Origin of the sequence: Escherichia sp. MOD1-EC6300 (assembly GCF_002965045.1) — a bacterium.
GTDB classification, from domain to species: Bacteria; Pseudomonadota; Gammaproteobacteria; order Enterobacterales; family Enterobacteriaceae; genus Escherichia; species Escherichia coli_F.
Genome location: NZ_PTRH01000003.1, coordinates 229,695 through 254,406 on the forward strand (window position 1 = coordinate 229,695; position 24,712 = coordinate 254,406).

The following is a 24,712-nucleotide window of genomic DNA, read 5'->3' on the forward strand; positions in this document are numbered from 1 at the left end:
TATTCATCGCTGTTGCTTATTTAGACATTTTGTACTTTTATTGTTGAGGTTATTAAGCGAAGCGACAATGGATTGTGTTGCTGCGGTTTTATAGGGTAGGGGAGAGGCAAATGCGAATTAAACCAGACGATAACTGGCGTTGGTATTACGATGAAGAGCACGATCGAATGATGCTCGATTTAGCCAATGGTATGCTATTTCGCTCACGTTTTGCGCGCAAAATGTTGACTCCAGATGCCTTTTCTCCCGCAGGCTTTTGCGTTGACGACGCCGCGCTCTATTTCTCATTTGAAGAAAAATGCCGCGATTTTAATTTATCTAAAGAACAAAAAGCCGAACTGGTGCTTAATGCGCTGGTAGCAATTCGTTATCTCAAACCGCAAATGCCGAAAAGCTGGCATTTTGTTTCCCATGGTGAAATGTGGGTGCCCATGCCGGGCGATGCGGCCTGCGTTTGGTTGAGCGACACTTACGAGCAGGTCAATTTGCTGGTCGTTGAATCTGGCGAAAATGCCGCACTGTGCCTGCTGGCACAACCCTGCGTTGTTATTGCGGGTCGCGCGATGCAGTTGGGGGACGCCATCAAAATCATGAATGACAGGCTGAAACCGCAGGTTAATGTTGACAGTTTCAGCCTCGAACAGGCAGTTTAACGCGCTAGTTTAAGCGCAGTCTTCGGCACACAACTACAGCAAAGAATGGTGCCATCATTGCTGATTGCTGATTTTTTGAGCGGGGTGACTTCGCCTTCTAAAAGCTGAACACGGCAGCTTCCACAAATGCCCGCGCGGCAAGAATAAGGGATACGAATTCCCCGATTTTCTAATTGCTCCAGCAGAACCTGTTGGTTATTTCCACGAAATGCCTGCCCTTGCCAGTCAATATCTACATTTGCGTCCGGTTGCTGCGCGGCGTCGACGGTATCGTCCACGGCAGCTGCGCCGTAAACTTTCGCCGGAGCCGTTGCAAGAATTTCCACCTCGTCGCCAACGCGAATCACGCCACTATTACGGGCAATTAAATTCTGACCAAAATCGACATCGCCGTTATCCTGGGCTGTTCGGAAAGATTGCAATGTTTTTAATGGTTCGCCTGCCGGATGTTTTTGCCCTTTTTCTGGGCTGACGGTGGTGAAAATACAGCGGCTACAAGGTTTAACCACATCAAACACCACATCACCAATACGAAGCACTTTCCAGCTATCTTCTTCCCAGGCTGACGCGCCGGAAACCACCAGATTGGGGCGGAATTGCTCCATTTTTACACTGGCCGGACAACGGTGTTGGAGATCACGTAACGAGGCTTCGTTAGCAAGAAGGTAAGGATAGCCATCAGCAAATGACAGAGGTACAGTGTTGTGGCGTTTCACGCGCCGGGTCATTTGTGGCCCCACCCAGCGCAATTGCACTTCGCGGGAGAAAAATCCACTTAACCATTTGTTGATCGCGTCTGGCGCAATTCGCGCGGTAAAATGTGTGCCCCAAACTTCGGTTGGTGCGTCTTGTGTTGCGAAATCAGCAAAACGAACATATGCGCTACTGCCATCTGGTGCGGTGAGATGCAAGCCATCATGCACAGGTGAAGGAGTAAACCGTACCATCTGGGGAAACTGGCGAGCGGTAATAAACGTACCGTCAGGTTCCGTGATCATAAAGATGCGATCGAAGGCCAGACCACTGACATCTGCCAGAGCATGTGTAAGACCAATGCCGCGCATCGATTTAACAGGATGAATAAAAAGCCGGGTTAATGTCGCCACGGTGCGGTCCTCAAATGAAAATAAGCCCTCAACTTTATGACATGACGCGCTTATTAGCTATAATGCGCAACAATTTTCTTAGAGTAAAAGTGACGATATGAATTCTCTGTTTGCCAGTACGGCCCGTGGGCTGGAAGAGCTGTTAAAAACTGAACTGGAAAACCTGGGGGCCGTTGAATGCCAGGTGGTTCAGGGTGGGGTCCATTTTAAGGGCGACACACGGCTTGTTTACCAGAGCCTGATGTGGAGCCGCCTGGCCTCGCGTATTATGTTGCCGCTGGGCGAGTGTAAGGTTTACAGTGATTTAGACCTCTATCTCGGCGTTCAGGCGATCAACTGGACAGAGATGTTTAATCCTGGCGCGACCTTCGCTGTCCATTTCAGTGGTTTAAATGACACCATTCGCAACAGCCAGTACGGCGCGATGAAAGTGAAAGACGCGATCGTCGATGCTTTCACGCGGAAAAATTTGCCGCGTCCAAATGTTGATCGCGATGCGCCGGATATCCGCGTTAACGTCTGGCTGCATAAAGAAACTGCCAGTATCGCCCTTGATCTCAGTGGTGATGGTTTACATCTGCGTGGCTATCGCGATCGTGCTGGTATTGCGCCGATCAAAGAAACCCTGGCAGCCGCGATTGTGATGCGATCCGGCTGGCAGCCGGGAACACCGCTGCTCGATCCAATGTGTGGTTCTGGTACGTTGCTGATTGAAGCTGCGATGCTGGCGACCGATCGCGCACCAGGTTTGCACCGTGGGCGTTGGGGCTTTAGCGGCTGGGCGCAGCATGATGAAGCTATCTGGCAGGAAGTGAAAGCGGAAGCGCAAACTCGCGCCCGTAAAGGCCTGGCTGAGTATAGCTCTCATTTTTACGGTTCGGACAGCGACGCCCGGGTGATTCAACGTGCGCGCACTAACGCACGTCTTGCGGGGATTGGTGAACTGATTACCTTTGAGGTGAAAGATGTTGCGCAACTGACCAATCCGCTGCCGAAAGGGCCGTACGGTACAGTGTTGAGCAACCCGCCATACGGTGAACGTCTGGACAGCGAACCGGCGCTGATTGCGCTGCATAGTCTGCTGGGCCGAATCATGAAAAACCAGTTCGGTGGCTGGAATCTCTCTTTGTTTAGTGCCTCGCCGGATCTACTCAGCTGCTTGCAGCTGCGTGCAGACAAACAGTACAAGGCAAAAAACGGCCCGCTGGACTGCGTACAGAAAAATTACCACGTTGCCGAAAGCACTCCAGACAGCAAACCGGCGATGGTAGCGGAAGACTACGCTAACCGCCTGCGTAAGAACCTCAAAAAATTCGAGAAGTGGGCTCGCCAGGAAGGGATTGAATGTTACCGCCTGTATGACGCCGATCTGCCGGAATATAACGTTGCCGTTGATCGTTATGCCGACTGGGTGGTGGTGCAGGAGTATGCGCCGCCAAAAACTATTGATGCGCACAAAGCGCGTCAGCGTCTGTTCGATATTATCGCTGCAACCATTTCGGTACTGGGGATTGCGCCAAACAAACTGGTGCTGAAAACCCGTGAACGCCAGAAGGGCAAAAATCAGTACCAGAAACTGGGCGAGAAGGGCGAGTTTCTCGAAGTCACCGAATATAACGCTCACTTGTGGGTGAACCTGACGGATTACCTCGATACCGGTCTGTTCCTCGATCACCGTATCGCCCGTCGTATGCTCGGTCAGATGAGCAAAGGCAAAGATTTCCTCAACCTGTTCTCTTATACCGGCAGCGCCACCGTGCACGCGGGATTAGGCGGTGCACGCAGCACTACCACCGTGGATATGTCGCGTACTTATCTGGAGTGGGCAGAACGCAACCTGCGTCTGAATGGCCTAACCGGGCGTGCGCATCGCCTGATTCAGGCCGATTGCCTGGCGTGGCTGCGTGAGGCAAATGAACAGTTCGATCTGATCTTTATCGATCCGCCAACCTTCTCTAACTCAAAACGAATGGAAGATGCGTTTGATGTTCAGCGCGATCATCTGGCGCTGATGAAAGATTTGAAACGTCTGCTGCGTGCTGGTGGGACGATCATGTTCTCGAACAACAAACGTGGCTTCCGTATGGATCTTGACGGACTGGCAAAACTGGGACTGAAAGCACAAGAAATTACGCAAAAAACGCTCTCCCAGGATTTCGCCCGTAACCGCCAGATCCACAACTGCTGGCTGATTACCGCAGCCTGAAAGGAATAGTAATGTCATTAATCAGTATGCATGGCGCATGGCTGTCGTTCAGCGACGCGCCGCTTCTCGATAACGCAGAACTGCATATCGAAGATAACGAACGTGTTTGTCTGGTAGGCCGTAACGGCGCAGGCAAATCGACGTTAATGAAAATCCTCAACCGTGAACAAGGGCTGGATGACGGTCGCATTATTTACGAGCAAGATTTGATTGTCGCTCGTCTGCAACAGGATCCGCCGCGTAACGTTGAGGGTAGCGTTTATGATTTCGTTGCCGAAGGCATTGAAGAACAAGCGGAATACCTGAAACGCTATCACGATATTTCGCGCCTGGTGATGAACGACCCGAGCGAGAAAAATCTCAACGAACTGGCGAAGGTTCAGGAACAGTTGGATCACCACAACCTGTGGCAGCTGGAAAACCGCATTAACGAAGTGCTGGCGCAACTGGGGTTAGATCCTAACGTTGCGCTGTCGTCGCTTTCCGGCGGCTGGTTGCGTAAAGCGGCATTAGGACGCGCGCTGGTGAGCAATCCGCGCGTATTGCTGCTCGACGAACCGACTAACCACCTGGATATCGAAACCATCGACTGGCTGGAAGGATTCCTTAAAACCTTCAATGGGACGATAATTTTCATCTCCCACGACCGTTCGTTTATCCGCAATATGGCGACGCGCATTGTTGATCTCGATCGCGGCAAGTTGGTGACCTATCCTGGGAATTACGACCAGTACCTGCTGGAAAAAGAAGAAGCCCTGCGCGTGGAAGAACTACAAAATGCCGAGTTCGATCGCAAACTGGCGCAGGAAGAGGTGTGGATCCGCCAGGGGATCAAAGCACGCCGTACCCGTAATGAAGGCCGCGTACGCGCCCTGAAAGCAATGCGTCGCGAGCGTGGCGAGCGTCGCGAAGTGATGGGTACCGCAAAGATGCAGGTGGAAGAAGCCAGCCGCTCCGGAAAGATCGTTTTCGAAATGGAAGACGTTTGCTACCAGGTTGACGGTAAGCAACTGGTAAAAGATTTTTCTGCCCAGGTTCTACGTGGCGACAAAATTGCCCTGATTGGCCCGAATGGGTGCGGCAAAACCACGCTGCTGAAACTGATGCTCGGTCAGCTTCAGGCGGACAGCGGGCGTATTCACGTTGGCACCAAACTGGAAGTGGCTTATTTCGATCAGCACCGCGCGGAACTGGATCCCGATAAAACGGTGATGGATAACCTGGCCGAAGGCAAACAAGAAGTGATGGTTAACGGCAAACCACGCCATGTACTGGGTTATTTGCAGGACTTCCTGTTCCATCCGAAACGGGCGATGACGCCGGTACGTGCGCTATCTGGCGGTGAGCGTAACCGCTTGCTGCTGGCGCGTTTGTTCCTCAAACCAAGCAATTTATTGATTCTTGACGAACCGACCAACGACCTTGATGTCGAAACGCTGGAATTGCTGGAAGAACTGATCGACAGCTACCAGGGCACGGTATTGCTGGTGAGCCACGATCGTCAGTTTGTCGATAACACGGTTACAGAATGCTGGATCTTCGAAGGCGGCGGTAAAATTGGTCGTTATGTCGGCGGTTATCATGATGCCCGTGGTCAGCAAGAACAGTATGTGGCGCTTAAACAGCCTGCGGTGAAAAAAACCGAAGAAACCGCCGTGCCAAAAGCAGAAACTGTAAAACGCAGCAGTAGCAAACTAAGCTATAAATTGCAGCGCGAACTGGAGCAGCTACCGCAATTGCTCGAAGATCTGGAGGCGAAGCTGGAAGCCCTACAGACGCAGGTGGCGGATGCTTCCTTCTTCAGTCAGCCCCATGAGCAGACACAAAAAGTGCTCGCCGATATGGCTGCTGCAGAGCAGGAGCTGGAGCAAGCCTTTGAACGCTGGGAGTATCTTGAAGCGTTAAAAAATGGTGGCTGATCGCAAAATAGTCGATTTAAACAGAGACAGCTGACAACGGTAAAATTGCCTGATGCACTGGGTTTATCAGGCATGAAAACCAACACTTTGTTCGTCATCTGTAAAATAGCGCATCATTAAGGAGTACCAATGTGCGAACATCATCATGCCGCGAAGCACATCCTGTGCTCGCAGTGTGACATGCTGGTGGCGTTACCGCGCCTTGAGCATGGTCAGAAAGCGGCATGTCCCCGGTGTGGCACAACGTTAACCGTGGCGTGGGATGCCCCTCGGCAGCGTCCTACCGCCTATGCGTTGGCTGCACTGTTCATGCTGTTGCTGTCCAACTTGTTTCCTTTTGTGAATATGAACGTTGCAGGAGTTACCAGTGAAATTACATTACTGGAAATTCCCGGCGTGCTTTTTTCTGAGGACTACGCCAGCCTCGGCACCTTTTTCCTGTTGTTTGTGCAACTGGTTCCCGCGTTTTGTCTGATAACCATTCTGTTACTGGTGAATCGCGCGGAATTACCGGTCCGTTTAAAAGAGCAACTGGCACGGGTGCTTTTTCAACTCAAAACCTGGGGAATGGCGGAGATTTTCCTCGCGGGTGTGCTGGTGAGTTTCGTTAAACTGATGGCTTACGGCAGCATTGGTGTCGGCAGTAGCTTTCTCCCCTGGTGTTTATTTTGTGTCCTGCAACTGCGCGCCTTTCAGTGCGTTGATCGTCGCTGGTTATGGGACGATATCGCCCCAATGCCAGAACTGCGCCAGCCGCTAAAACCGGGCGTCACGGGGATACGCCAGGGGCTGCGTTCGTGCTCCTGTTGCACGGCAATCCTTCCTGCTGATGAACCTGTGTGCCCGCGCTGTAGTACCAAAGGGTATGTTCGTCGTAGAAACAGCCTGCAGTGGACACTCGCACTGCTTGTTACGTCCATCATGTTGTATCTGCCGGCGAATATTTTGCCCATCATGGTGACGGATTTATTAGGCTCGAAGATGCCGTCGACGATTCTCGCCGGGGTTATTCTGTTATGGAGCGAAGGCTCTTATCCCGTCGCTGCGGTTATCTTTCTGGCCAGTATTATGGTGCCAACGTTAAAGATGATCGCCATCGCGTGGCTGTGTTGGGATGCTAAAGGACATGGCAAGCGCGACAGTGAAAGAATGCATTTGATTTATGAAGTTGTTGAGTTTGTAGGCCGCTGGTCGATGATTGACGTTTTCGTCATCGCGGTGCTCTCGGCGCTGGTGCGTATGGGGGGTTTAATGAGTATTTATCCGGCAATGGGTGCATTAATGTTTGCTTTAGTCGTCATAATGACAATGTTTTCTGCTATGACGTTTGACCCGCGTTTGTCGTGGGATCGTCAACCTGAATCAGAGCATGAGGAGTCCTGACAGTATGGAATCTAATAATGGGGAAGCCAAAATCCAGAAAGTGAAGAACTGGTCTCCCGTGTGGATATTTCCTATCGTCACGGCGCTCATTGGGGCCTGGGTTCTTTTTTATCATTACAGCCATCAGGGGCCGGAAGTGACCCTGATCACCGCGAATGCGGAAGGAATAGAAGGTGGTAAAACCACCATTAAAAGCCGTAGCGTTGACGTCGGCGTGGTTGAAAGCGCCACACTGGCTGATGATTTGACGCACGTTGAAATCAAAGCGCGGCTGAATTCCGGTATGGAAAAATTGCTGCATAAAGATACCGTCTTTTGGGTGGTAAAACCGCAGATTGGTCGAGAAGGGATTAGCGGTCTGGGTACGCTGCTGTCTGGGGTATATATCGAACTGCAACCAGGTGCGAAAGGCAGCAAAATGGATAAATACGATTTGCTGGATTCTCCACCGTTGGCCCCGCCTGATGCAAAAGGTATCCGTGTGATTCTCGATAGTAAAAAAGCCGGGCAGCTCTCGCCAGGAGATCCGGTGCTGTTCCGTGGCTATCGGGTAGGTTCGGTTGAAACCAGCACCTTCGATACGCAAAAACGCAATATCAGCTATCAACTGTTCATCAATGCACCTTATGACCGACTGGTGACCAGCAATGTTCGCTTCTGGAAAGATAGTGGCATTGCGGTTGATTTGACGTCAGCGGGAATGCGTGTGGAGATGGGCTCATTGACAACGCTGCTTAGTGGCGGTGTCAGCTTTGATGTGCCGGAAGGTCTGGATTTAGGGCAGCCAGTGGCACCGAAAACAGCTTTCGTTTTGTATGATGATCAGAAGAGCATTCAGGATTCGTTGTACACCGATCACATTGATTATCTGATGTTCTTTAAAGATTCGGTACGCGGTCTGCAACCGGGAGCTCCGGTAGAATTCCGGGGTATTCGCCTGGGTACCGTAAGCAAAGTACCGTTCTTTGCGCCGAATATGCGGCAGACATTTAACGATGATTACCGTATTCCGGTACTGATTCGTATCGAACCAGAGCGGCTGAAAATGCAGCTTGGTGAAAATGCGGATGTTGTTGAGCACCTTGGCGAATTGTTGAAACGTGGTTTACGCGGATCGCTGAAGACCGGAAATCTGGTCACTGGCGCACTGTATGTTGATCTCGATTTCTATCCAAATAGCCCTGCTATTACCGGTATTCGTGAGTTTAATGGTTATCAGATTATCCCGACCGTTAGCGGTGGCCTGGCGCAAATCCAGCAGCGTCTGATGGAAGCGTTGGATAAGATCAACAAACTGCCATTGAATCCGATGATTGAGCAGGCGACCAGTACGCTTTCTGAAAGTCAGCGCACCATGAAAAACCTGCAAACGACGCTGGATAGCATGAACAAGATCCTCGCCAGCCAGTCGATGCAGCAGTTGCCGACCGATATGCAGTCTACATTACGTGAGTTGAATCGCAGTATGCAGGGCTTCCAGCCTGGCTCCGCAGCCTACAACAAGATGGTGGCGGATATGCAGCGCCTTGATCAGGTGTTGCGTGAACTGCAGCCGGTGCTGAAAACGCTCAACGAGAAGAGTAACGCGCTGGTATTTGAAGCGAAGGACAAAAAAGATCCAGAGCCGAAGAGGGCGAAACAATGAAAAAGTGGCTAGTGACGATTGCGGCACTGTGGCTGGCCGGATGCAGCTCCGGCGAGATCAATAAAAACTATTACCAGTTACCTGTGGTGCAGAGCGGTACACAAAGTACCGCCAGCCAGGGTAATCGCCTGTTATGGGTAGAGCAGGTCGCTGTTCCTGACTATCTGGCCGGAAATGGTGTGGTTTATCAAACCAGTGATGTGAAGTATGTGATTGCCAACAACAACTTGTGGGCCAGCCCGTTGGATCAACAGTTGCGCAACACTCTGGTTGCCAACCTGAGCACGCAACTGCCCGGCTGGGTGGTTGCCTCCCAGCCTCTGGGAAGCGCCCAGGATACGCTCAATGTTACCGTAACGGAGTTTAACGGGCGCTATGATGGCAAGGTCATTGTCAGTGGTGAGTGGCTGTTGAACCACCAGGGACAACTGATCAAACGTCCGTTCCGTCTGGAAGGGGTGCAAACTCAGGATGGTTACGATGAGATGGTTAAGGTGCTGGCCAGTGTCTGGAGTCAGGAAGCCGCTTCTATTGCGCAAGAGATAAAGCGTCTACCTTAATTATAAAGATTTGTAAATATGACCGTCTCCGGTATGTAGCCTGAGGCGGTTTTTTTGTTTCTAACGTGCGGAAAAAGTTGTTCCTCTTCACATTTTTTGTACAACCGACATGCCCGTGTAGCTCACAAATATGACAGTGGCGTGAATTTTGCGCATTGACGGCAGTTATGATTCGCGGTATTGCTTAACTGTGATTGCACATTTAGTAATCACTGTTTTCTTTTCCACCAGAAACCAGTATGAGGGAAACGAGGCATGAAGAGACAAAAACGAGATCGCCTGGAACGGGCACATCAACGTGGTTATCAGGCCGGCATCGCCGGACGCTCAAAAGAAATGTGTCCCTATCAGACGCTGAATCAAAGGTCACAATGGCTGGGAGGCTGGCGAGAAGCCATGGCGGACAGGGTAGTAATGGCCTGATTCTGTCTCTTTAAAAAGAAACCTCCGCAATGCGGAGGTTTCGCCTTTTTATACTCTGTCTGATTTCAATCAGAAGGCAGACGTATCCTGGAACAGACCGACTTTCAGGTCGCTGGCGGTATAGATCAGACGACCATCAACCAGCACTTCGCCATCTGCCAGACCCATAATCAGACGACGATTAACAATGCGTTTAAAGTGAATACGGTAGGTCACTTTTTTCGCTGTCGGCAGAACCTGACCAGTGAATTTCACTTCGCCAACACCCAGTGCGCGGCCTTTACCTTCGCCGCCCAGCCAGCCGAGGTAGAACCCTACCAGCTGCCACATTGCGTCCAGGCCCAGGCATCCCGGCATAACCGGATCGCCAATGAAGTGGCATCCGAAGAACCACAGATCCGGATTGATATCCAGTTCTGCTTCAACATACCCTTTGTCGAAGTTCCCCCCCGTTTCGGTCATTTTGACGACACGGTCCATCATCAGCATGTTCGGTGCTGGCAATTGCGGGCCTTTAGCGCCAAACAGTTCACCGCGACCAGAGGCAAGAAGGTCTTCTTTTGTATAGGATTCGCGTTTATCTACCATGTTCTCTGTAAGCCTTATTTTATTGAAGCACGCAGGATAGCTAACACGTGTACGCTGAACAAGTCCGATCAGTTCGGAATAAACCAGTTCAGCCAACGTAATGGCCATGGAAAACGGTGACGTCCTTCCTGTTGCGATGCTTGCGCGATACGTTCCTGGATGGTTTGCATCAGCGTCGTTTGGCCTTCGCCATCCCACACCAGATTTAATAATAACGGCAGTGCGTCAGTCACATCGTCTACTGCCCAGATGGTGAATTTGCCTTCTTCTACCGCTTTCACCAGTTCACTGTGAAGACTTAAATGGCGAACGTTAGCAGTGGGGATAATGACACCTTGTTTCCCCGTTAACTCACGTTGCTGGCAAATAGCAAAGAAGCCTTCGATTTTCTCATTTAAACCACCGACTGGCTGGGCGCGACCGAATTGATCGACTGAACCTGTGATAGCAATACTCTGATTCACCGGCACATCGGCGAGGGCGCTTATCAGGGCGCAGAGTTCAGCCATTGAGGCACTATCGCCATCCACTTCGCTATATGACTGCTCAAATGTCAGCGATGCTGAGAAGGGGATCTGTTGCTCAAGCTGAAGTTCCGACATCAGGAACGCCTGCATGATCATCATCCCTTTCGCATGGATATTGCCGCCAAGCTCCGCTTTGCGTTCGATGTCAGTGAATTCACCATCGCCAATATGTACAACGCAGCTAATGCGAGAAGGTTCGCCAAAAGCGCGCGGATGACCCGGAAATTCAATGACCGAAAGGGCGTTAATTTGCCCGATGCGTTCGCCTTCGGTTTCAATCAGGATTTGCTCCTGAAGGATCTCATCCTGCATGCGTTCAGCGAGGAAACCTTCACGCCATTCACGCTGCTGCAGCATTAAGTTTAGCTGCTCGCCGGAGAAGGTGTCGCCATCGCACAGGGAGGCGACCTCTTTACACTGGCGGAGGATCCACTGCGGGCTAAGCGGAAGTGTTTCTTGTTCACCGGTGTAGCGTGCTGCTTCGCGGATAAGTACCGGCCAGGCATCCGCTCCCGGTGCAGGTAAGTGATTATGTCTGGCGGCCAATGTCACCCAGCGACACCACTGGCTTACTGACTCCGCATCGACAATCTGCAGAGTGTCTTCAAATTCGCTATAAATAGCCTGCTCTGAAAGCTCTGGTTCCATCTCCTGGAAATCAGCTAATGATTCGCGTTCGCCTACCAGAATGACTTTCAGCTTCAATGGCATCGAAGGCACAGAGACGGGGAGAGGGCGGGACTCATCAAACGCAACCCAGTCAAAACGCTCGCGGTTAACGATATTTTTCAGCCGCATCCACAGCAGAGGTTGCGCCAGCAGTGTACGCAAAGAGATGATGAGAATACCGCCATTTGCCTGATGCACCAGACCTGGCTGCAGGGTAATGTCACCATTAAACTGGCGCAGGCAGCCAAAGAGTTGTTCCGCTTCTACCCAGTCGGCAGCGACAACTTGCGTTAAAGTCGCAAAATTATCATCTGCACTCACTGCGTTACGTAAGCGGATGGTGTGGCCGGAAACCTCATAGTGACCGCCCACCAGTTGGCCTGCATCGCTTTGTAGCGCACGCGCGGCATCGGCAATAAGATTCAGATACTCAGACTCTTCCGGGGCCTTCGCCAGCATAAAAGAGGAGGATGCTCGCGTATGCAGCAACTGCTCCAGCGCAAATTGCAGTCGCGGTTGAGTATCACTGAATAAAGGATCGTTTTCGTCAATCAAATGTGGCTGAGCAAATATTTCCTGATAGCTATCGGTATCAGGAACCAGGTCACGCCATGCAAGTTTCGTAATGGTCAAAGTTGATGTTTTTTAGTCTGTTGTCAAAGCCGCGATTATACCGTAACCGGCACTGCAGCACACGTAGAAAGCACCGACAATACTCCTGGCATGGGCGTTAAAGCTCACAGGATGGAGATTCTTTTCTTCACTGGCCTAAAAAGCTGATATTCTGTAAAGAGTTACACGGTAACATTGAGATCGCTATGAAATATCAACAACTTGAAAATCTTGAAAGCGGTTGGAAATGGAAGTATCTGGTGAAGAAGCACCGCGAAGGGGAGTTAATCACCCGTTACATAGAAGCCAGTGCCGCCCAGGAAGCCGTCGATGTGTTGCTCTCGCTGGAAAATGAACCCGTGCTGGTAAATGGCTGGATTGACAAGCATATGAATCCGGAACTGGTCAATCGCATGAAGCAGACCATTCGGGCCAGACGAAAGCGCCATTTTAATGCGGAACACCAGCATACGCGCAAAAAATCGATCGATCTGGAATTTATTGTCTGGCAACGTCTGGCTGGTCTGGCGCAGCGTCGCGGTAAAACACTTTCCGAAACGATTGTTCAGCTGATTGAAGATGCGGAAAACAAAGAGAAATACGCGAATAAAATGTCTTCTTTAAAGCAGGATCTGCAGGCATTACTGGGTAAGGAATAACTGTCGAGAGTCAGTTCAATTTACGCAAGGCGAAAAAAACCCCGCAGCTGCGGGGTTTTTCTATCAGACGATAACTTAAGCCTGCGGCTGAGTTACAACGTCTTTGATGCCTTTAACTTCGATCTCTACGCGACGATCCGGAGCCAGGCAGTCGATCAGCGCAGCACGCTGTTTCACGTTGTCACAGGTGTTGCCAGTAACCGGGTTGGATTCACCCATACCACGTGCAGAGATTTTGTCTGCCGGGATACCTTTAGAGATCAGGTAATCAACAACGGACTGAGCACGACGCTCGGACAGACCCTGGTTGTAAGCGTCAGAACCGATGCGGTCAGTGTAACCCAGAACAACTACGGAACCATCTTTCGGATCCAGGTTGCTCAGCTGGCTGTACAGCTGATCCAGAGCAGCCTGACCTTCCGGTTTCAGGGTTGCTTTGTTGAAGTTGAACAGAACGTCAGACTTCAGAGTGAAGTGCTTGGTCTGTACTTCCGGTGCCGGAGCTGGTGCCGGAGCAACTACTGGAGCTGCTTCGCCCTGACCGAAACGGTAGGAAACACCCAGGCTCAGCAGGCCGTTGTCCGGACGAGTACCGATGGTGTGTGCGTCACCGATGTTGTTGGTCCACTGGTATTCCAGACGGGTAGCGATTTCAGGAGTGATCGCGTACTCAACACCGCCAGCGAAGACCGGAGAAACACCGGTATCGTGGTCTTTAAAGGATGCGCCACCAGGTACGTTAGCCTTGGTGTCTGCACGCCATACCATACCACCCAGACGAGTGTAGATGTCCAGATCGTCAGTGATTGGGTAACCCAGTTTGGCGGTCAGTTGAACGCCCTGAGCTTTATATGCGCCATTGATGTTGTCGCCTTTGTACGGCATACGACCTAACCAGTCGTAACCCATTTCAAAGCCAACATACGGGTTAACCTGGTAACCACCAAAAGCACCTGCACCCAGTTGGTTTTCGTGGGTCGGACCATTGTTGTTGATGAAACCAGTGTCATGGTACTGGGACCAGCCCAGTTTAGCACCAGTGTACCAGGTGTTATCTTTCGGAGCGGCCTGCGCTACGGTAGCGAAACCAGCCAGTGCCACTGCAATCGCGATAGCTGTCTTTTTCATTTTTTGCGCCTCGTTATCATCCAAAATACGCCATGAATATCTCCAACGAGATAACACGGTTAAATCCTTCACCGGGGGATCTGCTCAATATTAACTCTACCGATATCTTCGGCTTATGCCGAGCACCCCTGGCGATGTAAAGTCTACAACGTAGTTGAAAACTTACAAGTGTGAACTCCGTCAGGCATATGAAAAAAAAGTCTTGTATAAGGTACGTTTAATCTTTTTTGTCAGCGACAATTTACAGAAGAAAATCGCGGAAACCGCTTCAGACAAGACTTCGCAAGGAATATTAGTCACGACTGAAAGCATTGGCTGGGCGACAAAAAAAGTTCCAGGATTACTCCTAAATTTACTTAATGATACAAATTAGAGTGAATTTTTAGCCCGGAAAGTTGTCTCGTTGCGTGAGAGGATGCGCTTACCGGACGCATAATAAACCCCATAGCGTTACCTTCATTTGCCGCATCAACAAGTTCAGCATGCTCTTCTTCAGTCAAATCATCTGCCAACCAACCGATCACCACACTGTAATTGCCCGTGCGTAAAGCGCGAACCATTGACTCCACAGTGTGGCAAGGGGAGAGCTGGCTAATCTGCATCACTTTCGTTAAGGGTAGCCCAGATGCCTGAACCCATTCCCGACTCAGTTTTTGTTGCGGTGTTAACCAGAGTTGCCAGCGCGATTGCTGACCGAGTTGCTGTAACAATGGCAACAGTAGAAGTTGCGTCATCATGGGCTGATCTTCGCGATAGACAACTTCACTGATAAGCCCGGCTGTAGTGTTTTCCGTAGAGACACGCGCAATTTTACTTGCTGCGGATGAGAACGACGAAGAACGATGTGCATAGCCTGAAGTGTACATAATCAATCCAGCCCCTGTGAGTTACTGTATGGATGTACAGTACATCCAGTGACGACAAAGATCAACCCTATTTTCGGAAAGAGCCTCGCAAATTTTGTCGTTAGTGACGGGAAAACATAAATTAATCTTGCCCCTTAAGAATAAGTTGCCTATTTTCGTAGTTAACGGATCCGTTAATGTGAATAATTCTTTTATGTTATGATTTTAAAAGGAATTTTATGAAAAGCCTCTCCTATAAGCGGATCTATAAATCACAAGAATACCTGGCAACGTTGGGCACAATTGAATACCGATCATTGTTTGGTAGTTACAGCCTGACCGTTGACGACACGGTGTTTGCGATGGTTTCTGATGGTGAGTTGTATCTTCGGGCTTGTGAGCAAAGTGCACAGTACTGTGTAAAACATCCGCCTGTCTGGCTGACATATAAAAAGTGTGGCCGATCCGTTACCCTCAATTACTATCGGGTTGATGAAAGTCTATGGCGAAATCAACTGAAGCTGGTGCGTCTGTCGAAATATTCTCTCGATGCAGCGCTGAAAGAGAAAAGCACGCGCAATACCCGGGAAAGACTGAAAGATTTGCCCAATATGTCTTTTCATCTGGAAGCGATACTCGGGGAGGTGGGGATTAAGGATGTACGGGCGTTACGTATACTTGGGGCAAAAATGTGTTGGTTGCGACTGCGGCAGCAAAACAGTCTGGTGACAGAAAAGATTCTGTTTATGCTTGAAGGGGCCATTATCGGCATTCATGAAGCTGCGCTCCCGGTGGCACGCCGCCAGGAGCTTGCAGAATGGGCTGACTCTCTTACGCCGAAACAGGAGTTTCCTGCGGAACTTGAGTAATCTGGCGTTGCAGACGACCAATCTCTGGCAGTAATGCAATCAATAACCCGACTTGTTGTACGACCAGAGGTTCTTTGCTGTCTGCCCGTGGTTCAAGTTGCTGCATCCGCTGTTTCAGGTCAGCTAATGCCTGATTGACGCGTTCTTCATCAGCAGGTTGATGATGTAGCGCGTCATCAACATAGCAAACTGCGTCATCAAGAAACGCCAGAATTTCAGGATTAGTTAACTGCTCCCGGTGAGCACCGAGGGCTGAGATATAGCTGGTAAACGTATGGTTAAGGCACAGCAACCGAAACGCGGCCTCGCGAATTTGCGGGGTAACGTTCGGCTCGCTGGACATATTTGATACCACCGACGCCAGTTCAGCATCACGGTTGTGTGCATCGCGGCGGGCAATACGATACGCCAGACGGTTATCACGCCCCTGATGGTATTGCTCCAGTATGGCATCGAGATAGCGACAGTTGGCCTCGGTGGCACGTTCGAGCATGCGCGGCAGATTGCGAAACTTCCAGTCAGGCCAGATGTAGCTCACCGCCGCCCACGCAATGGCACAACCAATCAGCGTATCGATTACGCGAGGTAACGCCACTTCAAAACCTTCACCCAGCAAGTTAAAACAAAGTAGCACCAAAAGTGTGATGAACATCGTTGCATGGGCATATTGCACGTTACGGAAGGCAAAAAAGAGCACGCCGGTAATAACCAGCAGCACCAGCTGCCCTTCCAGTGACGGCACAAACCACAGCACAGGAATGCCAATGGCGATACCTACCAGCGTACCAATAATCCTTAACTTCAGGCGGTGGCGCGTGGCGTTATAGTTTGGCTGGCAGACAAACAAACTTGTCAGCAATATCCAATACCCGTGATGCATTCCGGTTATCTGAATGATGGCGTAGCCGAAGCACAACACCAGCGACATTCTTACCGCATGACGGAAGAGGGCGGATTCCGGTGTGAAGTGACGGCTAAGACGCAGCCAGATATCACTCAATCCGTGCGGGCTGTCATCAGCGAGCTCATTTTCGTCATTATTATGGGGCAGTGCCTGGGCCTGTTCTGATTCAATTGTTGCCAGTTGGGCATCAATAGCGCGTAAATTGTTCAGCAAAAATCCCAGTGTTTTGAGTAAATCGGCAGGCGCGCCGTTATCGCGCATCCGCTCCAGCGCAGCATCAATATGCGTAAAAGCGCGCTCAAAATGCGGATCATGTTGATAAGGCTGACGCAGCAAAATACAACGTGACAGTTGCTGGCACGCCTGGCCCTGCATCGACATCAGTCGCTGAAAACGGAACAGCACGTCGCTGTGGCGAAAATGTTCACGCAATGTTTGATACTGAATATGAGAAGAACTGGCACGCTCGTGAATATCCTGCGCGACAAAGTAATAATGCAGCGTGCGACGCGTTCCCCGTTGACCACGATCGCCACGTAAGCGGGTCAGCAGCGAGAGTTTCGTCTGATTCAATGTCGCCATCAGCTGACCGTTGGCGAGAGCCAAATCGTACAGCGGTGCCTGGCTTTCATCTTCAATATCAGGATCAAACATGCGCGACTTGAGCTCAAGATAACGCGCCAGTTGTTCATAGCAACGCGCCAGGTTGTCCTGTAACGGGCGGACCGGGAACAGCAGATGACCAATAAGTGTCAGGACGTTGTACCAGACGGCACCGGCCAGCAGATACATCGGCTGCTGATACCAGTGCTCATACAGTGACGTCCCCAACATAGTGTAAATGGCGATCAGTAACGCACCGAAGGCAATTGTTGCATAGCGTTGACCCAGACCGCCGAGCAAAATGAAGCCGCTGGTAGAGAGCGTTAAACCAATTGCAAATAGCCAGGGCCAGGGAAACAGCAATTCTACTGAGGCCGAGGCGATAAAAAAGCAGAACAGCGTAATGATGAGGTTACGCAAACGTCCCGCCAGCCGGTCATCGAGATCGGTCAGCGCCGCTGCCACCATCCCCAGCGTCAGCGGAATCGTCAGTTTTACATCACCCAGCCACCACGGAAACGCTGTGGTTCCACAAAGCGCAATAAAAATACGCGCGTAATACAGCCAGGCGCTGTTCCAGGTATAGCGTTTGAGCAAAGGACTTAGCATAAAGGCCATATTAGTGGATTATTCAAAACGACGACGTGCATTGGCTTCACGCGCAGCTTGCGCTGTTTCTACCGATACCACGCGACGACCGACCGGCCATAGTGCAATAGCGGCAATTTTAAAGTTCGCAATGCCGACAGGAATGCCAATGATGGAAATACATTGTGCGATGCCCGTTGCAATGTGCATCAGGCATAACCACCAGCCAAAGAAAATCAGCCAGAAAATATTCAATACCGTACCGCCAGTATTCAGCAGCACATTTTTGCCAGCCGGGTTCAGTTCATCGACATGAATAGCTTCATTGCCATAAGGCACCAGAGACAGTTTAGTGATCTCCCAGCAGGATCGTGTCAGCGGTAAGGTAAAAATTAGCACAATACTGACCAGAGTCGCCAACAGCCAGCCCAGAGTGGTGGCAAATCCGCCAAGCACAAAGTTCAGAATGTTCAAAACGGTACGCATAAAACCTCGCTTTACTGTGGTTTTCAGTAATGGGCGGCAATTGTAACGTTTTTTTGGGCTGGAGCACGTTTTCTCTGACGGTTACACTGATAAGAAATCATTTCGTGTGGATCTACAGAGTCATGGAACTGAAAGCGACAACGCTTGGAAAACGTCTGGCACAGCACCCTTACGATCGGGCGGTGATCCTCAATGCCGGGATTAAAGTCTCCGGCGATCGCCACGAATACCTTATTCCTTTCAATCAATTACTGGCAATTCACTGTAAGCGCGGTCTGGTATGGGGCGAGCTGGAATTTGTACTGCCGGACGAAAAAGTGGTGCGTCTGCACGGCACCGAATGGGGCGAGACGCAGCGTTTTTACCATCATCTTGATGCTCACTGGCGGCGGTGGAGTGCGGAGATGAGCGAAATTGCGGCTGGTGTTTTACGCCAGCAACTGGATTTGATTGCCACGCGCACCGGAGAAAATAAATGGCTGACGCGTGAGCAAACTTCTGGCGTGCAGCAACAAATCCGCCAGGCTTTGTTGGCGTTGCCGTTGCCGGTCAACCGACTGGAAGAATTCGATAACTGCCGTGAGGCGTGGCGTAAATGTCAGGCCTGGTTAAAAGATATTGAAGGCGCTCGGTTGCAGCATAATCAGGCGTATACCGAAGCTATGCTTACCGAGTATGTGGATTTTTTCCGTCAGGTTGAGTCTTCACCGCTGAATCCGGCGCAGGCCCGGGCAGTCGTTAACGGCGAGCATTCTCTGTTAGTGCTGGCCGGTGCAGGAAGCGGAAAAACGTCGGTGCTGGTGGCCCGTGCAGGCTGGTTGCTGGCGCGTGGTGAAGCGTCCCCTGAGCAAATTTTATTGCTGGCGTTTGGTCGCAAAGCAGCTGAAGAGATGGACGAGCGTATCCGAGAACGACTACATACCGAAGACATTACCGCACGCACATTTCATGCGCTGGCGCTGCATATTATTCAGCAGGGCAGCAAAAAAGTTCCGACAGTCAGCAAACTAGAAAATGATACCGCTGCCCGTCATGAACTCTTTATTGCTGAGTGGCGTAAGCAATGCAGCGAAAAGAAAGCGCAGGCGAAGGGCTGGCGGCAATGGCTGACGGAAGAAATGCAGTGGTCAGTGCCAGAAGGTAACTTCTGGGATGATGAGAAATTACAGCATCGTCTTGCTTCTCGCCTCGATCGCTGGGTAAGTCTGATGCGAATGCACGGCGGTGCACAGGCAGAAATGATTGCCAATGCACCTGAAGAGATTCGCGACTTGTTCAGTAAACGTATCAAGTTGATGGCCCCGTTATTAAAAGCCTGGAAAGGTGCGCTGAAGGCAGAAAACGCTGTCGATTTTTCCGGCCTTATTCACCAGGCGATTGTGATTCTGGAGAAAGGTCGCTTTATCAGCCCGTGGAAGCATATTCTGGTTGATGAATTTCAGGATATCTCGCCGCAGCGTGCAGCGTTGTTAGCGGCATTACGCAAGCAAAACAGTCAAACGACGTTGTTCGCCGTTGGCGATGACTGGCAGGCGATTTACCGTTTCAGCGGTGCGCAAATGTCGCTCACCACCGCTTTCCATGAAAACTTTGGTGAAGGCGATCGCTGTGATTTAGACACGACTTACCGTTTTAACAGTCGTATCGGTGAGGTGGCAAACCGTTTTATTCAGCAGAACCCTGGCCAGCTGAAAAAGCCGCTAAACAGCTTAACCAATGGAGACAAAAAAGCCGTCACGTTATTGGATGAGAGTCAACTTGATGCTTTGCTGGATAAGCTCTCTGGTTATGCCAAACCGGAAGAGCGCATTCTGATCCTGGCGCGTTACCATCACATGAGGCCTGCCAGCCTGGAAAAAGCGGCAACACGCTGGCCGAAGTTGCAAATCGATTTTATGACCATTCATGCCAGCAAAGGGCAACAGGCGGATTACGTCATCATCGTTGGCTTGCAGGAGGGGAGTGATGGTTTTCCGGCTGCGGCGCGGGAGTCGATTATGGAAGAGGCGCTACTACCCCCGGTTGAGGATTTTCCGGACGCTGAAGAACGGCGGTTAATGTACGTGGCGCTGACCCGGGCACGCCATCGGGTATGGGCATTGTTTAACAAAGAGAATCCCTCTCCCTTTGTCGAAATACTGAAAAATCTGGATGTGCCGGTGGCGAGAAAACCGTAGGAAACAGGTGGCGTTTGCCACCTGTGTAATATTACTTCAGACGGTCCGCGAGATAACGCTGATAATCGGGGATCAGAATATCGACCGCGTCGTTGAAATGCGGTGACTGGATAATGAAGTCTGCCGTTGCCACGTTGGTGGCAACCGGAATGTTCCATACCGTCGCCAGACGCAGCAAGGCTTTCACGTCAGGATCGTGCGGCACGGCATTTAGTGGGTCCCAGAAGAAAATCAATACATCAATTTTACCTTCTGAGATCAATGCGCCAACCTGCTGGTCCCCCCCCATTGGGCCACTCAACATCGCGTTGACGTTCATGCCGGTCGCGCGGGAAATTAAGTTACCGGTAGTGCCTGTTGCATACAGTACGTGTTGTTCCAGTAACGGTTGATGCCGTTCCACCCAGCTCATCAGCATTTGTTTGCAGTGATCGTGTGCCACCAGCGCAATATGTTTCCGCGCAGGTAAAGTACGTGTCGTCAGTTCCATAATGTACATCCGTAGTTAACTTTCCTACAGATTACTGTAAGCACTTATCGCTGCAAGAGAAAGACCGAAAAAGCCTGCGCACAGGCACAAAAATCTCAGGAAGATGGTTGTTTTTCCGCCCATTGCAGAAAAGTATTTCGCGTTTGTGGGTCAGCCAGTTTAAACCAATACTTCAGCCGTTGTTCTGTGAGCACCTGAGACTGCGGTGGAATAGCATCCAGCTCGGAAACACCCGAAAGCAGCGTACTGTCATCTGCCATCATCGTGGCAAATTGCGGTAGTGAAGCGCGTTTCGCGGATTTGTTATAGCGTTCAACCTCGACCTCATAATCAATCGTTTTTGCCGTTGAGGTAATGGCGAGAATATCCAGCTTTACCGGAATCGGCGTCGCATCGCCATCCAACAATTCAAGGCGCGGCGCGGCATCAAAATGGTTAGCTTCCCGCTCATTCTCCAGGCGAGGCAGGCGAAAATTGACCTGGTTGATGAGCTGGGTATTAAAACTGACCACTAGTGGTGGGGAGATATACAGCCGTTCTTCACTATTGGAAAGATGAATCGTCTTCTCAACGCGAAACACTAACTGATGTGGTCCATTATCCAGTTCAATGCTGTCCGCACCGCGCAGCAGAGAGCTGGAAACCTTCTTGCCGTCGAGTACCAGAAGATCGACATCGGTTGAAAGCCGCAGCGTGGTGGCAAAAACGGATACCGGCAAACATAATGCAATCAAGGTGGTCACGATGCCGGTTTTCATAGGTAGCTCCTGTCAAAAGACCGCCCGAATAATAATGTGTCAAAATTTTTCTTTAATCATACTTACTAACATATAGACATAATTCCCGCTTTTGCTCTCATTCATTCGTATTAGCTGCATGGTTGGCATGTCGGCTTTGTCGTACACTTTGTTAAACAGTCTGGAGGAAATAATGAAAGAAACCGATATTGCAGGCATTTTAACGTCCACTCATACCATTGCGCTGGTGGGGGCAAGCGACAAACCCGATCGTCCCAGCTATCGCGTGATGAAATATCTACTCGACCAGGGGTATCACGTCATTCCGGTTTCACCAAAAGTTGCCGGCAAAACGCTGCTGGGCCAGCAGGGGTATGGCACGCTGGCAGAAGTTCCGGAAAAAGTCGATATGGTCGATGTTTTCCGTAATTCAGAAGCGGCGTGGGGCGTGGCGCAGGAAGCGATCGCCATTGGCGCGAAAACCCTCTGGATGCAACTGGGGGTGATTAATGAGCAAGCGGCAGTACTGGCACGGGATGCCGGGTTAAATGTGGTGATGGATCGCTGCCCGGCTATTGAGATCCCTCGCCTGGGCCTGGCCAAATAAAAAATCCCCGGAAGGCCAAAACCTTCCGGGGATTTGTTCAGGGATTAGTTACGCAGACGCGGGGCCTGAAGTTGTTTGCGGATGGTCTGCGCCAGCTCATCCATGGATGGCTGTTCAGGATGTTCATCCTGCAATTCGCTACTTAGCTGGGCTTCAGCCAGGTAGGTATGAACCGGTAGGCCGTTATCGTCCTCCATCACCACGTGATACCACGGAGCGGCGCGAAGCTCGTCATTCACCGCCAGCTCATCAGGCGACGGTTCAGAGAGCGAATAAACCGGGTCGATATCCACGACCACTCCGAGATAACCTAACAGGGAATGGCGGACCTGCTGGCCGATACCGAATTTGCTGGCAATCATAGTCACCTCCCGGGAAATCTTTACCTTTGATATAAGGGTAAAATTCCACATTTCAAGTTACATGACGCGACAGGCAAACCCTTTCAGATATAGCCCTTCCGGGTAGGTAGCGATCACCGGATGATCGGCTGCCTGACGGAACTGCTCTATAAATTGTACATCACGACCGGCATCAATTGCGGCATCCGCGATGATTTTCTGAAATAAATCGCTGGTCATCAGACCGGAACAGGAGAAAGTCAGGAGAACTCCGCCTTCATTCAGCAACTGAATCGCCAGCATGTTGATGTCTTTATAGCCACGACACGCGCCCATCAACTGGCTTTTATTCTCAACAAACTTCGGTGGGTCCATCACGATAACGTCAAATTTTTCACCGCGATCGCGATAAGTACGCAGCAATTTAAAGACATCATCACGGACAAACTCAGCCTTGCTCAGATCCAGTTTGTTCAGCTCAACATTCTGCCGTGCAATATCCAGCGCTTCCTGGGAGGTATCAACGCTGACAACCTGGCTACAACCGCCCATCAATGCCGATACGGCGAAACCACCGGTATAGGAGAAACAGTTAAGTACGCGTTTATTTTCAACGTAGCGGCGGGTAGCCAGGCGGCTGTCACGCTGGTCCAGGTAGTAGCCCGTTTTGTGCCCGTGCTGTATGTCCACCAGCAGCTTCATGCCGTGTTCTTCAATCGGCAGCAGGGCAGGCGGTAGCTCTCCGGTAACGGGGCCCTGGGTCAGTTCCATCCCTTCTTTTTTACGTACCGCAACGTCGCTGCGATCGTAAATTGCACATTCCGGGTAGAGCGTTTGCAGGGCACTAATTAATGCCGCACGCTGGTATTCCGCGCCAGCGCTTAGCAGCTGCAGCACCAGAAAATTACCGAAACGATCGATAGTAATTCCCGGCAGGCCATCAGATTCACCGGCGATTAAACGATAACTGTCGAGGCCATCTTTTTGCGCCAGCCAGTCACGCCATTTTTGTGCTTGTTGCAAACGGCGGGTAAAAAAAGCAATGTCGATAGATTCATTCGGGTCAAACGTCCAGACGCGCGCCCGGATTTGCGAAGCTGGCGAATAAGCGCCGCGTGCTAACCATTTTCCCTGATGATCAACAATATCGATGGTTTCACCGAGGTTGGCTTTACCTTCCATGCGGGCAACGGCCCCGGAAAAGACCCACGGATGGCGACGAAGTAATGATTTTTCGCGCCCTTTGGCTAACACTAAACGTACACTCATAATTTACTTTTCTGTCGATGCAAAGAAATGGGCGTCATTGTCCGGAGTTTTCCATGGATTTGCAACGCGTCCATTAAGGATAAGGAGAGCAGCAATGTCGAAAGTCTGCATAATTGCCTGGGTTTACGGGCGAGTTCAGGGCGTTGGATTTCGCTATACCACGCAGTATGAAGCGAAAAAGCTGGGATTAGCCGGGTACGCCAAAAATCTTGACGATGGCAGCGTGGAAGTGGTTGCCTGCGGTGAAGAAGGGCAGGTAGAAAAATTAATGCAGTGGTTAAAGAGTGGCGGCCCGCGTTCTGCGCGTGTAGAACGGGTGCTCAGCGAGCCGCATCATCCCTCGGGGGAATTAACCGATTTTCGTATCCATTAAATACATTTTACCGGTTTTGGCAGGCCAGCAATTTTGGTGGCTTGCTTAGCCGGACCTTTCGGAAACAGTCGGTATAAATAGCGGCTGTTACCTTTTTCTTCGCCAAATTTATTCGCCATCGCTTTTACCAGCATACGAATCGCCGGAGAAGTATTGAATTCCAGATAGAAATCACGCACAAAACGCACCACTTCCCAGTGTTCTGGTGACAGAGTAATCCCTTCGTTCTCTGCAATCACCACTGCCAGCGGCTCACTCCACTGGCTGCTTTCTTTGAGATAGCCTTCGGTATCCGTTTCTATCTCTTTACCTTCGAAGATCAGCATAATTATTACTACCTTAATC

At 50.7% G+C, this 24,712-nt stretch carries 24 protein-coding genes; 12 read left to right on the forward strand and 12 right to left on the reverse strand.

Annotated elements, in window-relative coordinates; translation table 11 throughout:
• Positions 1–110: 110 nt before the first annotated feature.
• Positions 111–653 carry a cell division protein ZapC gene (gene zapC / locus BGE37_RS06085; RefSeq protein WP_032302806.1) on the forward strand — a complete coding sequence of 181 codons (543 nt, stop codon included), beginning with the start codon at positions 111–113 and terminating at the stop codon, positions 651–653.
• Here zapC and ycbX read toward each other — a convergent pair.
• Positions 650–1,759: a 6-N-hydroxylaminopurine resistance protein YcbX gene (gene ycbX / locus BGE37_RS06090; RefSeq protein ID WP_105277078.1), complete on the reverse strand. Its 1,110-nt coding sequence runs from the start codon at positions 1,757–1,759 to the stop codon at positions 650–652. The two genes, zapC and ycbX, sit on opposite strands and share 4 nt — an antisense overlap.
• A gap of 97 nt (positions 1,760–1,856) precedes the next feature.
• On the opposite strand from ycbX, the gene rlmKL reads away from it, so the two are divergent.
• The 6 genes from rlmKL to rmf all read left to right on the forward strand — a co-directional run bounded on the left by rlmKL (position 1,857) and on the right by rmf (position 9,895).
• Complete coding sequence (rlmKL, locus tag BGE37_RS06095) at positions 1,857–3,965, forward strand: bifunctional 23S rRNA (guanine(2069)-N(7))-methyltransferase RlmK/23S rRNA (guanine(2445)-N(2))-methyltransferase RlmL (protein WP_001086527.1); 2,109 nt, start codon at positions 1,857–1,859, stop codon at positions 3,963–3,965.
• An 11-nt stretch (positions 3,966–3,976) separates the two neighbouring features.
• The gene (locus BGE37_RS06100) at positions 3,977–5,884 is read left to right on the forward strand and encodes an ABC transporter ATP-binding protein (protein ID WP_032302808.1); all 1,908 of its coding nucleotides are present in this window, start codon (positions 3,977–3,979) and stop codon (positions 5,882–5,884) included.
• A 129-nt stretch (positions 5,885–6,013) separates the two neighbouring features.
• On the forward strand, positions 6,014–7,267 hold the full coding sequence (pqiA, locus tag BGE37_RS06105; RefSeq protein WP_000333176.1) for a membrane integrity-associated transporter subunit PqiA: 1,254 nt from the start codon (positions 6,014–6,016) through the stop codon (positions 7,265–7,267).
• Positions 7,268–7,271: 4 nt separating this feature from the next.
• Positions 7,272–8,912 (forward strand): intermembrane transport protein PqiB, encoded by a 1,641-nt coding sequence (pqiB, locus tag BGE37_RS06110; protein WP_000445539.1) that lies wholly within the window; start codon positions 7,272–7,274, stop codon positions 8,910–8,912.
• Positions 8,909–9,472 carry a membrane integrity-associated transporter subunit PqiC gene (gene pqiC, locus BGE37_RS06115; RefSeq protein ID WP_000759110.1) on the forward strand — a complete coding sequence of 188 codons (564 nt, stop codon included), beginning with the start codon at positions 8,909–8,911 and terminating at the stop codon, positions 9,470–9,472. Before pqiB ends, pqiC begins: the two co-directional genes overlap by 4 nt.
• A gap of 255 nt (positions 9,473–9,727) precedes the next feature.
• Positions 9,728–9,895 carry a ribosome modulation factor gene (rmf, locus tag BGE37_RS06120; RefSeq protein WP_000828648.1) on the forward strand — a complete coding sequence of 56 codons (168 nt, stop codon included), beginning with the start codon at positions 9,728–9,730 and terminating at the stop codon, positions 9,893–9,895.
• Between the two features lie 69 nt (positions 9,896–9,964).
• Here rmf and fabA read toward each other — a convergent pair whose 3' ends face one another.
• Both fabA and BGE37_RS06130 read right to left on the reverse strand, forming a co-directional pair.
• Positions 9,965–10,483 carry a bifunctional 3-hydroxydecanoyl-ACP dehydratase/trans-2-decenoyl-ACP isomerase gene (fabA, locus tag BGE37_RS06125; protein ID WP_000227927.1) on the reverse strand — a complete coding sequence of 173 codons (519 nt, stop codon included), beginning with the start codon at positions 10,481–10,483 and terminating at the stop codon, positions 9,965–9,967.
• A 68-nt stretch (positions 10,484–10,551) separates the two neighbouring features.
• On the reverse strand, positions 10,552–12,312 hold the full coding sequence (locus BGE37_RS06130; RefSeq protein WP_032183878.1) for an AAA family ATPase: 1,761 nt from the start codon (positions 12,310–12,312) through the stop codon (positions 10,552–10,554).
• A gap of 185 nt (positions 12,313–12,497) precedes the next feature.
• On the opposite strand from BGE37_RS06130, the gene matP reads away from it, so the two are divergent.
• Positions 12,498–12,950, forward strand: a complete 453-nt coding sequence (gene matP, locus BGE37_RS06135; RefSeq protein WP_000877161.1) for a macrodomain Ter protein MatP — start codon at positions 12,498–12,500, stop codon at positions 12,948–12,950.
• 75 nt (positions 12,951–13,025) lie between these two features.
• Here matP and ompA read toward each other — a convergent pair whose 3' ends face one another.
• Together ompA and sulA are read right to left on the reverse strand one after the other, a co-directional pair.
• On the reverse strand, positions 13,026–14,078 hold the full coding sequence (gene ompA / locus BGE37_RS06140) for a porin OmpA (RefSeq protein WP_000750415.1): 1,053 nt from the start codon (positions 14,076–14,078) through the stop codon (positions 13,026–13,028).
• 356 nt (positions 14,079–14,434) lie between these two features.
• On the reverse strand, positions 14,435–14,944 hold the full coding sequence (gene sulA, locus BGE37_RS06150) for an SOS-induced cell division inhibitor SulA (protein ID WP_000288710.1): 510 nt from the start codon (positions 14,942–14,944) through the stop codon (positions 14,435–14,437).
• A gap of 218 nt (positions 14,945–15,162) precedes the next feature.
• On the opposite strand from sulA, the gene sxy reads away from it, so the two are divergent.
• Positions 15,163–15,792 (forward strand): CRP-S regulon transcriptional coactivator Sxy, encoded by a 630-nt coding sequence (gene sxy, locus BGE37_RS06155; RefSeq protein WP_000839153.1) that lies wholly within the window; start codon positions 15,163–15,165, stop codon positions 15,790–15,792.
• Here sxy and yccS read toward each other — a convergent pair.
• Together yccS and BGE37_RS06165 are read right to left on the reverse strand one after the other, a co-directional pair.
• Entirely contained in the window at positions 15,755–17,917 is a 2,163-nt protein-coding gene (gene yccS, locus BGE37_RS06160; protein ID WP_000875038.1) for a YccS family putative transporter, read from the reverse strand. The two genes, sxy and yccS, sit on opposite strands and share 38 nt — an antisense overlap.
• Before the next feature lie 9 nt (positions 17,918–17,926).
• Entirely contained in the window at positions 17,927–18,373 is a 447-nt protein-coding gene (locus BGE37_RS06165; protein ID WP_001261235.1) for a YccF domain-containing protein, read from the reverse strand.
• A gap of 122 nt (positions 18,374–18,495) precedes the next feature.
• Between BGE37_RS06165 and helD the strand changes: the two genes are divergently transcribed.
• Entirely contained in the window at positions 18,496–20,550 is a 2,055-nt protein-coding gene (gene helD, locus BGE37_RS06170) for a DNA helicase IV (RefSeq protein ID WP_105277080.1), read from the forward strand.
• A 31-nt stretch (positions 20,551–20,581) separates the two neighbouring features.
• Here the strand turns inward: helD and mgsA are convergent, their stop codons facing one another.
• Positions 20,582–21,040: a methylglyoxal synthase gene (gene mgsA / locus BGE37_RS06175; RefSeq protein ID WP_000424181.1), complete on the reverse strand. Its 459-nt coding sequence runs from the start codon at positions 21,038–21,040 to the stop codon at positions 20,582–20,584.
• Positions 21,041–21,135: 95 nt separating this feature from the next.
• Positions 21,136–21,798: a DUF2057 family protein gene (locus tag BGE37_RS06180; protein WP_000847791.1), complete on the reverse strand. Its 663-nt coding sequence runs from the start codon at positions 21,796–21,798 to the stop codon at positions 21,136–21,138.
• A 172-nt stretch (positions 21,799–21,970) separates the two neighbouring features.
• Here BGE37_RS06180 and BGE37_RS06185 point away from each other — a divergent pair, with 172 nt between their 5' ends.
• Positions 21,971–22,384 carry a CoA-binding protein gene (locus tag BGE37_RS06185; RefSeq protein ID WP_000665218.1) on the forward strand — a complete coding sequence of 138 codons (414 nt, stop codon included), beginning with the start codon at positions 21,971–21,973 and terminating at the stop codon, positions 22,382–22,384.
• A gap of 44 nt (positions 22,385–22,428) precedes the next feature.
• Here the strand turns inward: BGE37_RS06185 and hspQ are convergent, their stop codons facing one another.
• Together hspQ and rlmI are read right to left on the reverse strand one after the other, a co-directional pair.
• Positions 22,429–22,746, reverse strand: a complete 318-nt coding sequence (hspQ, locus tag BGE37_RS06190; RefSeq protein ID WP_001295356.1) for a heat shock protein HspQ — start codon at positions 22,744–22,746, stop codon at positions 22,429–22,431.
• Between the two features lie 57 nt (positions 22,747–22,803).
• Positions 22,804–23,994 carry a 23S rRNA (cytosine(1962)-C(5))-methyltransferase RlmI gene (gene rlmI, locus BGE37_RS06195; RefSeq protein WP_105271013.1) on the reverse strand — a complete coding sequence of 397 codons (1,191 nt, stop codon included), beginning with the start codon at positions 23,992–23,994 and terminating at the stop codon, positions 22,804–22,806.
• Between the two features lie 94 nt (positions 23,995–24,088).
• Between rlmI and yccX the strand changes: the two genes are divergently transcribed.
• Positions 24,089–24,367, forward strand: coding sequence for an acylphosphatase (gene yccX / locus BGE37_RS06200; RefSeq protein WP_000048224.1), 279 nt, complete (start codon positions 24,089–24,091; stop codon positions 24,365–24,367).
• On the opposite strand, the gene tusE is transcribed toward yccX, so the two are convergent.
• Positions 24,364–24,693, reverse strand: coding sequence for a sulfurtransferase TusE (gene tusE, locus BGE37_RS06205; RefSeq protein ID WP_000904443.1), 330 nt, complete (start codon positions 24,691–24,693; stop codon positions 24,364–24,366). The two genes, yccX and tusE, sit on opposite strands and share 4 nt — an antisense overlap.
• Positions 24,694–24,712 lie beyond the last annotated feature (19 nt).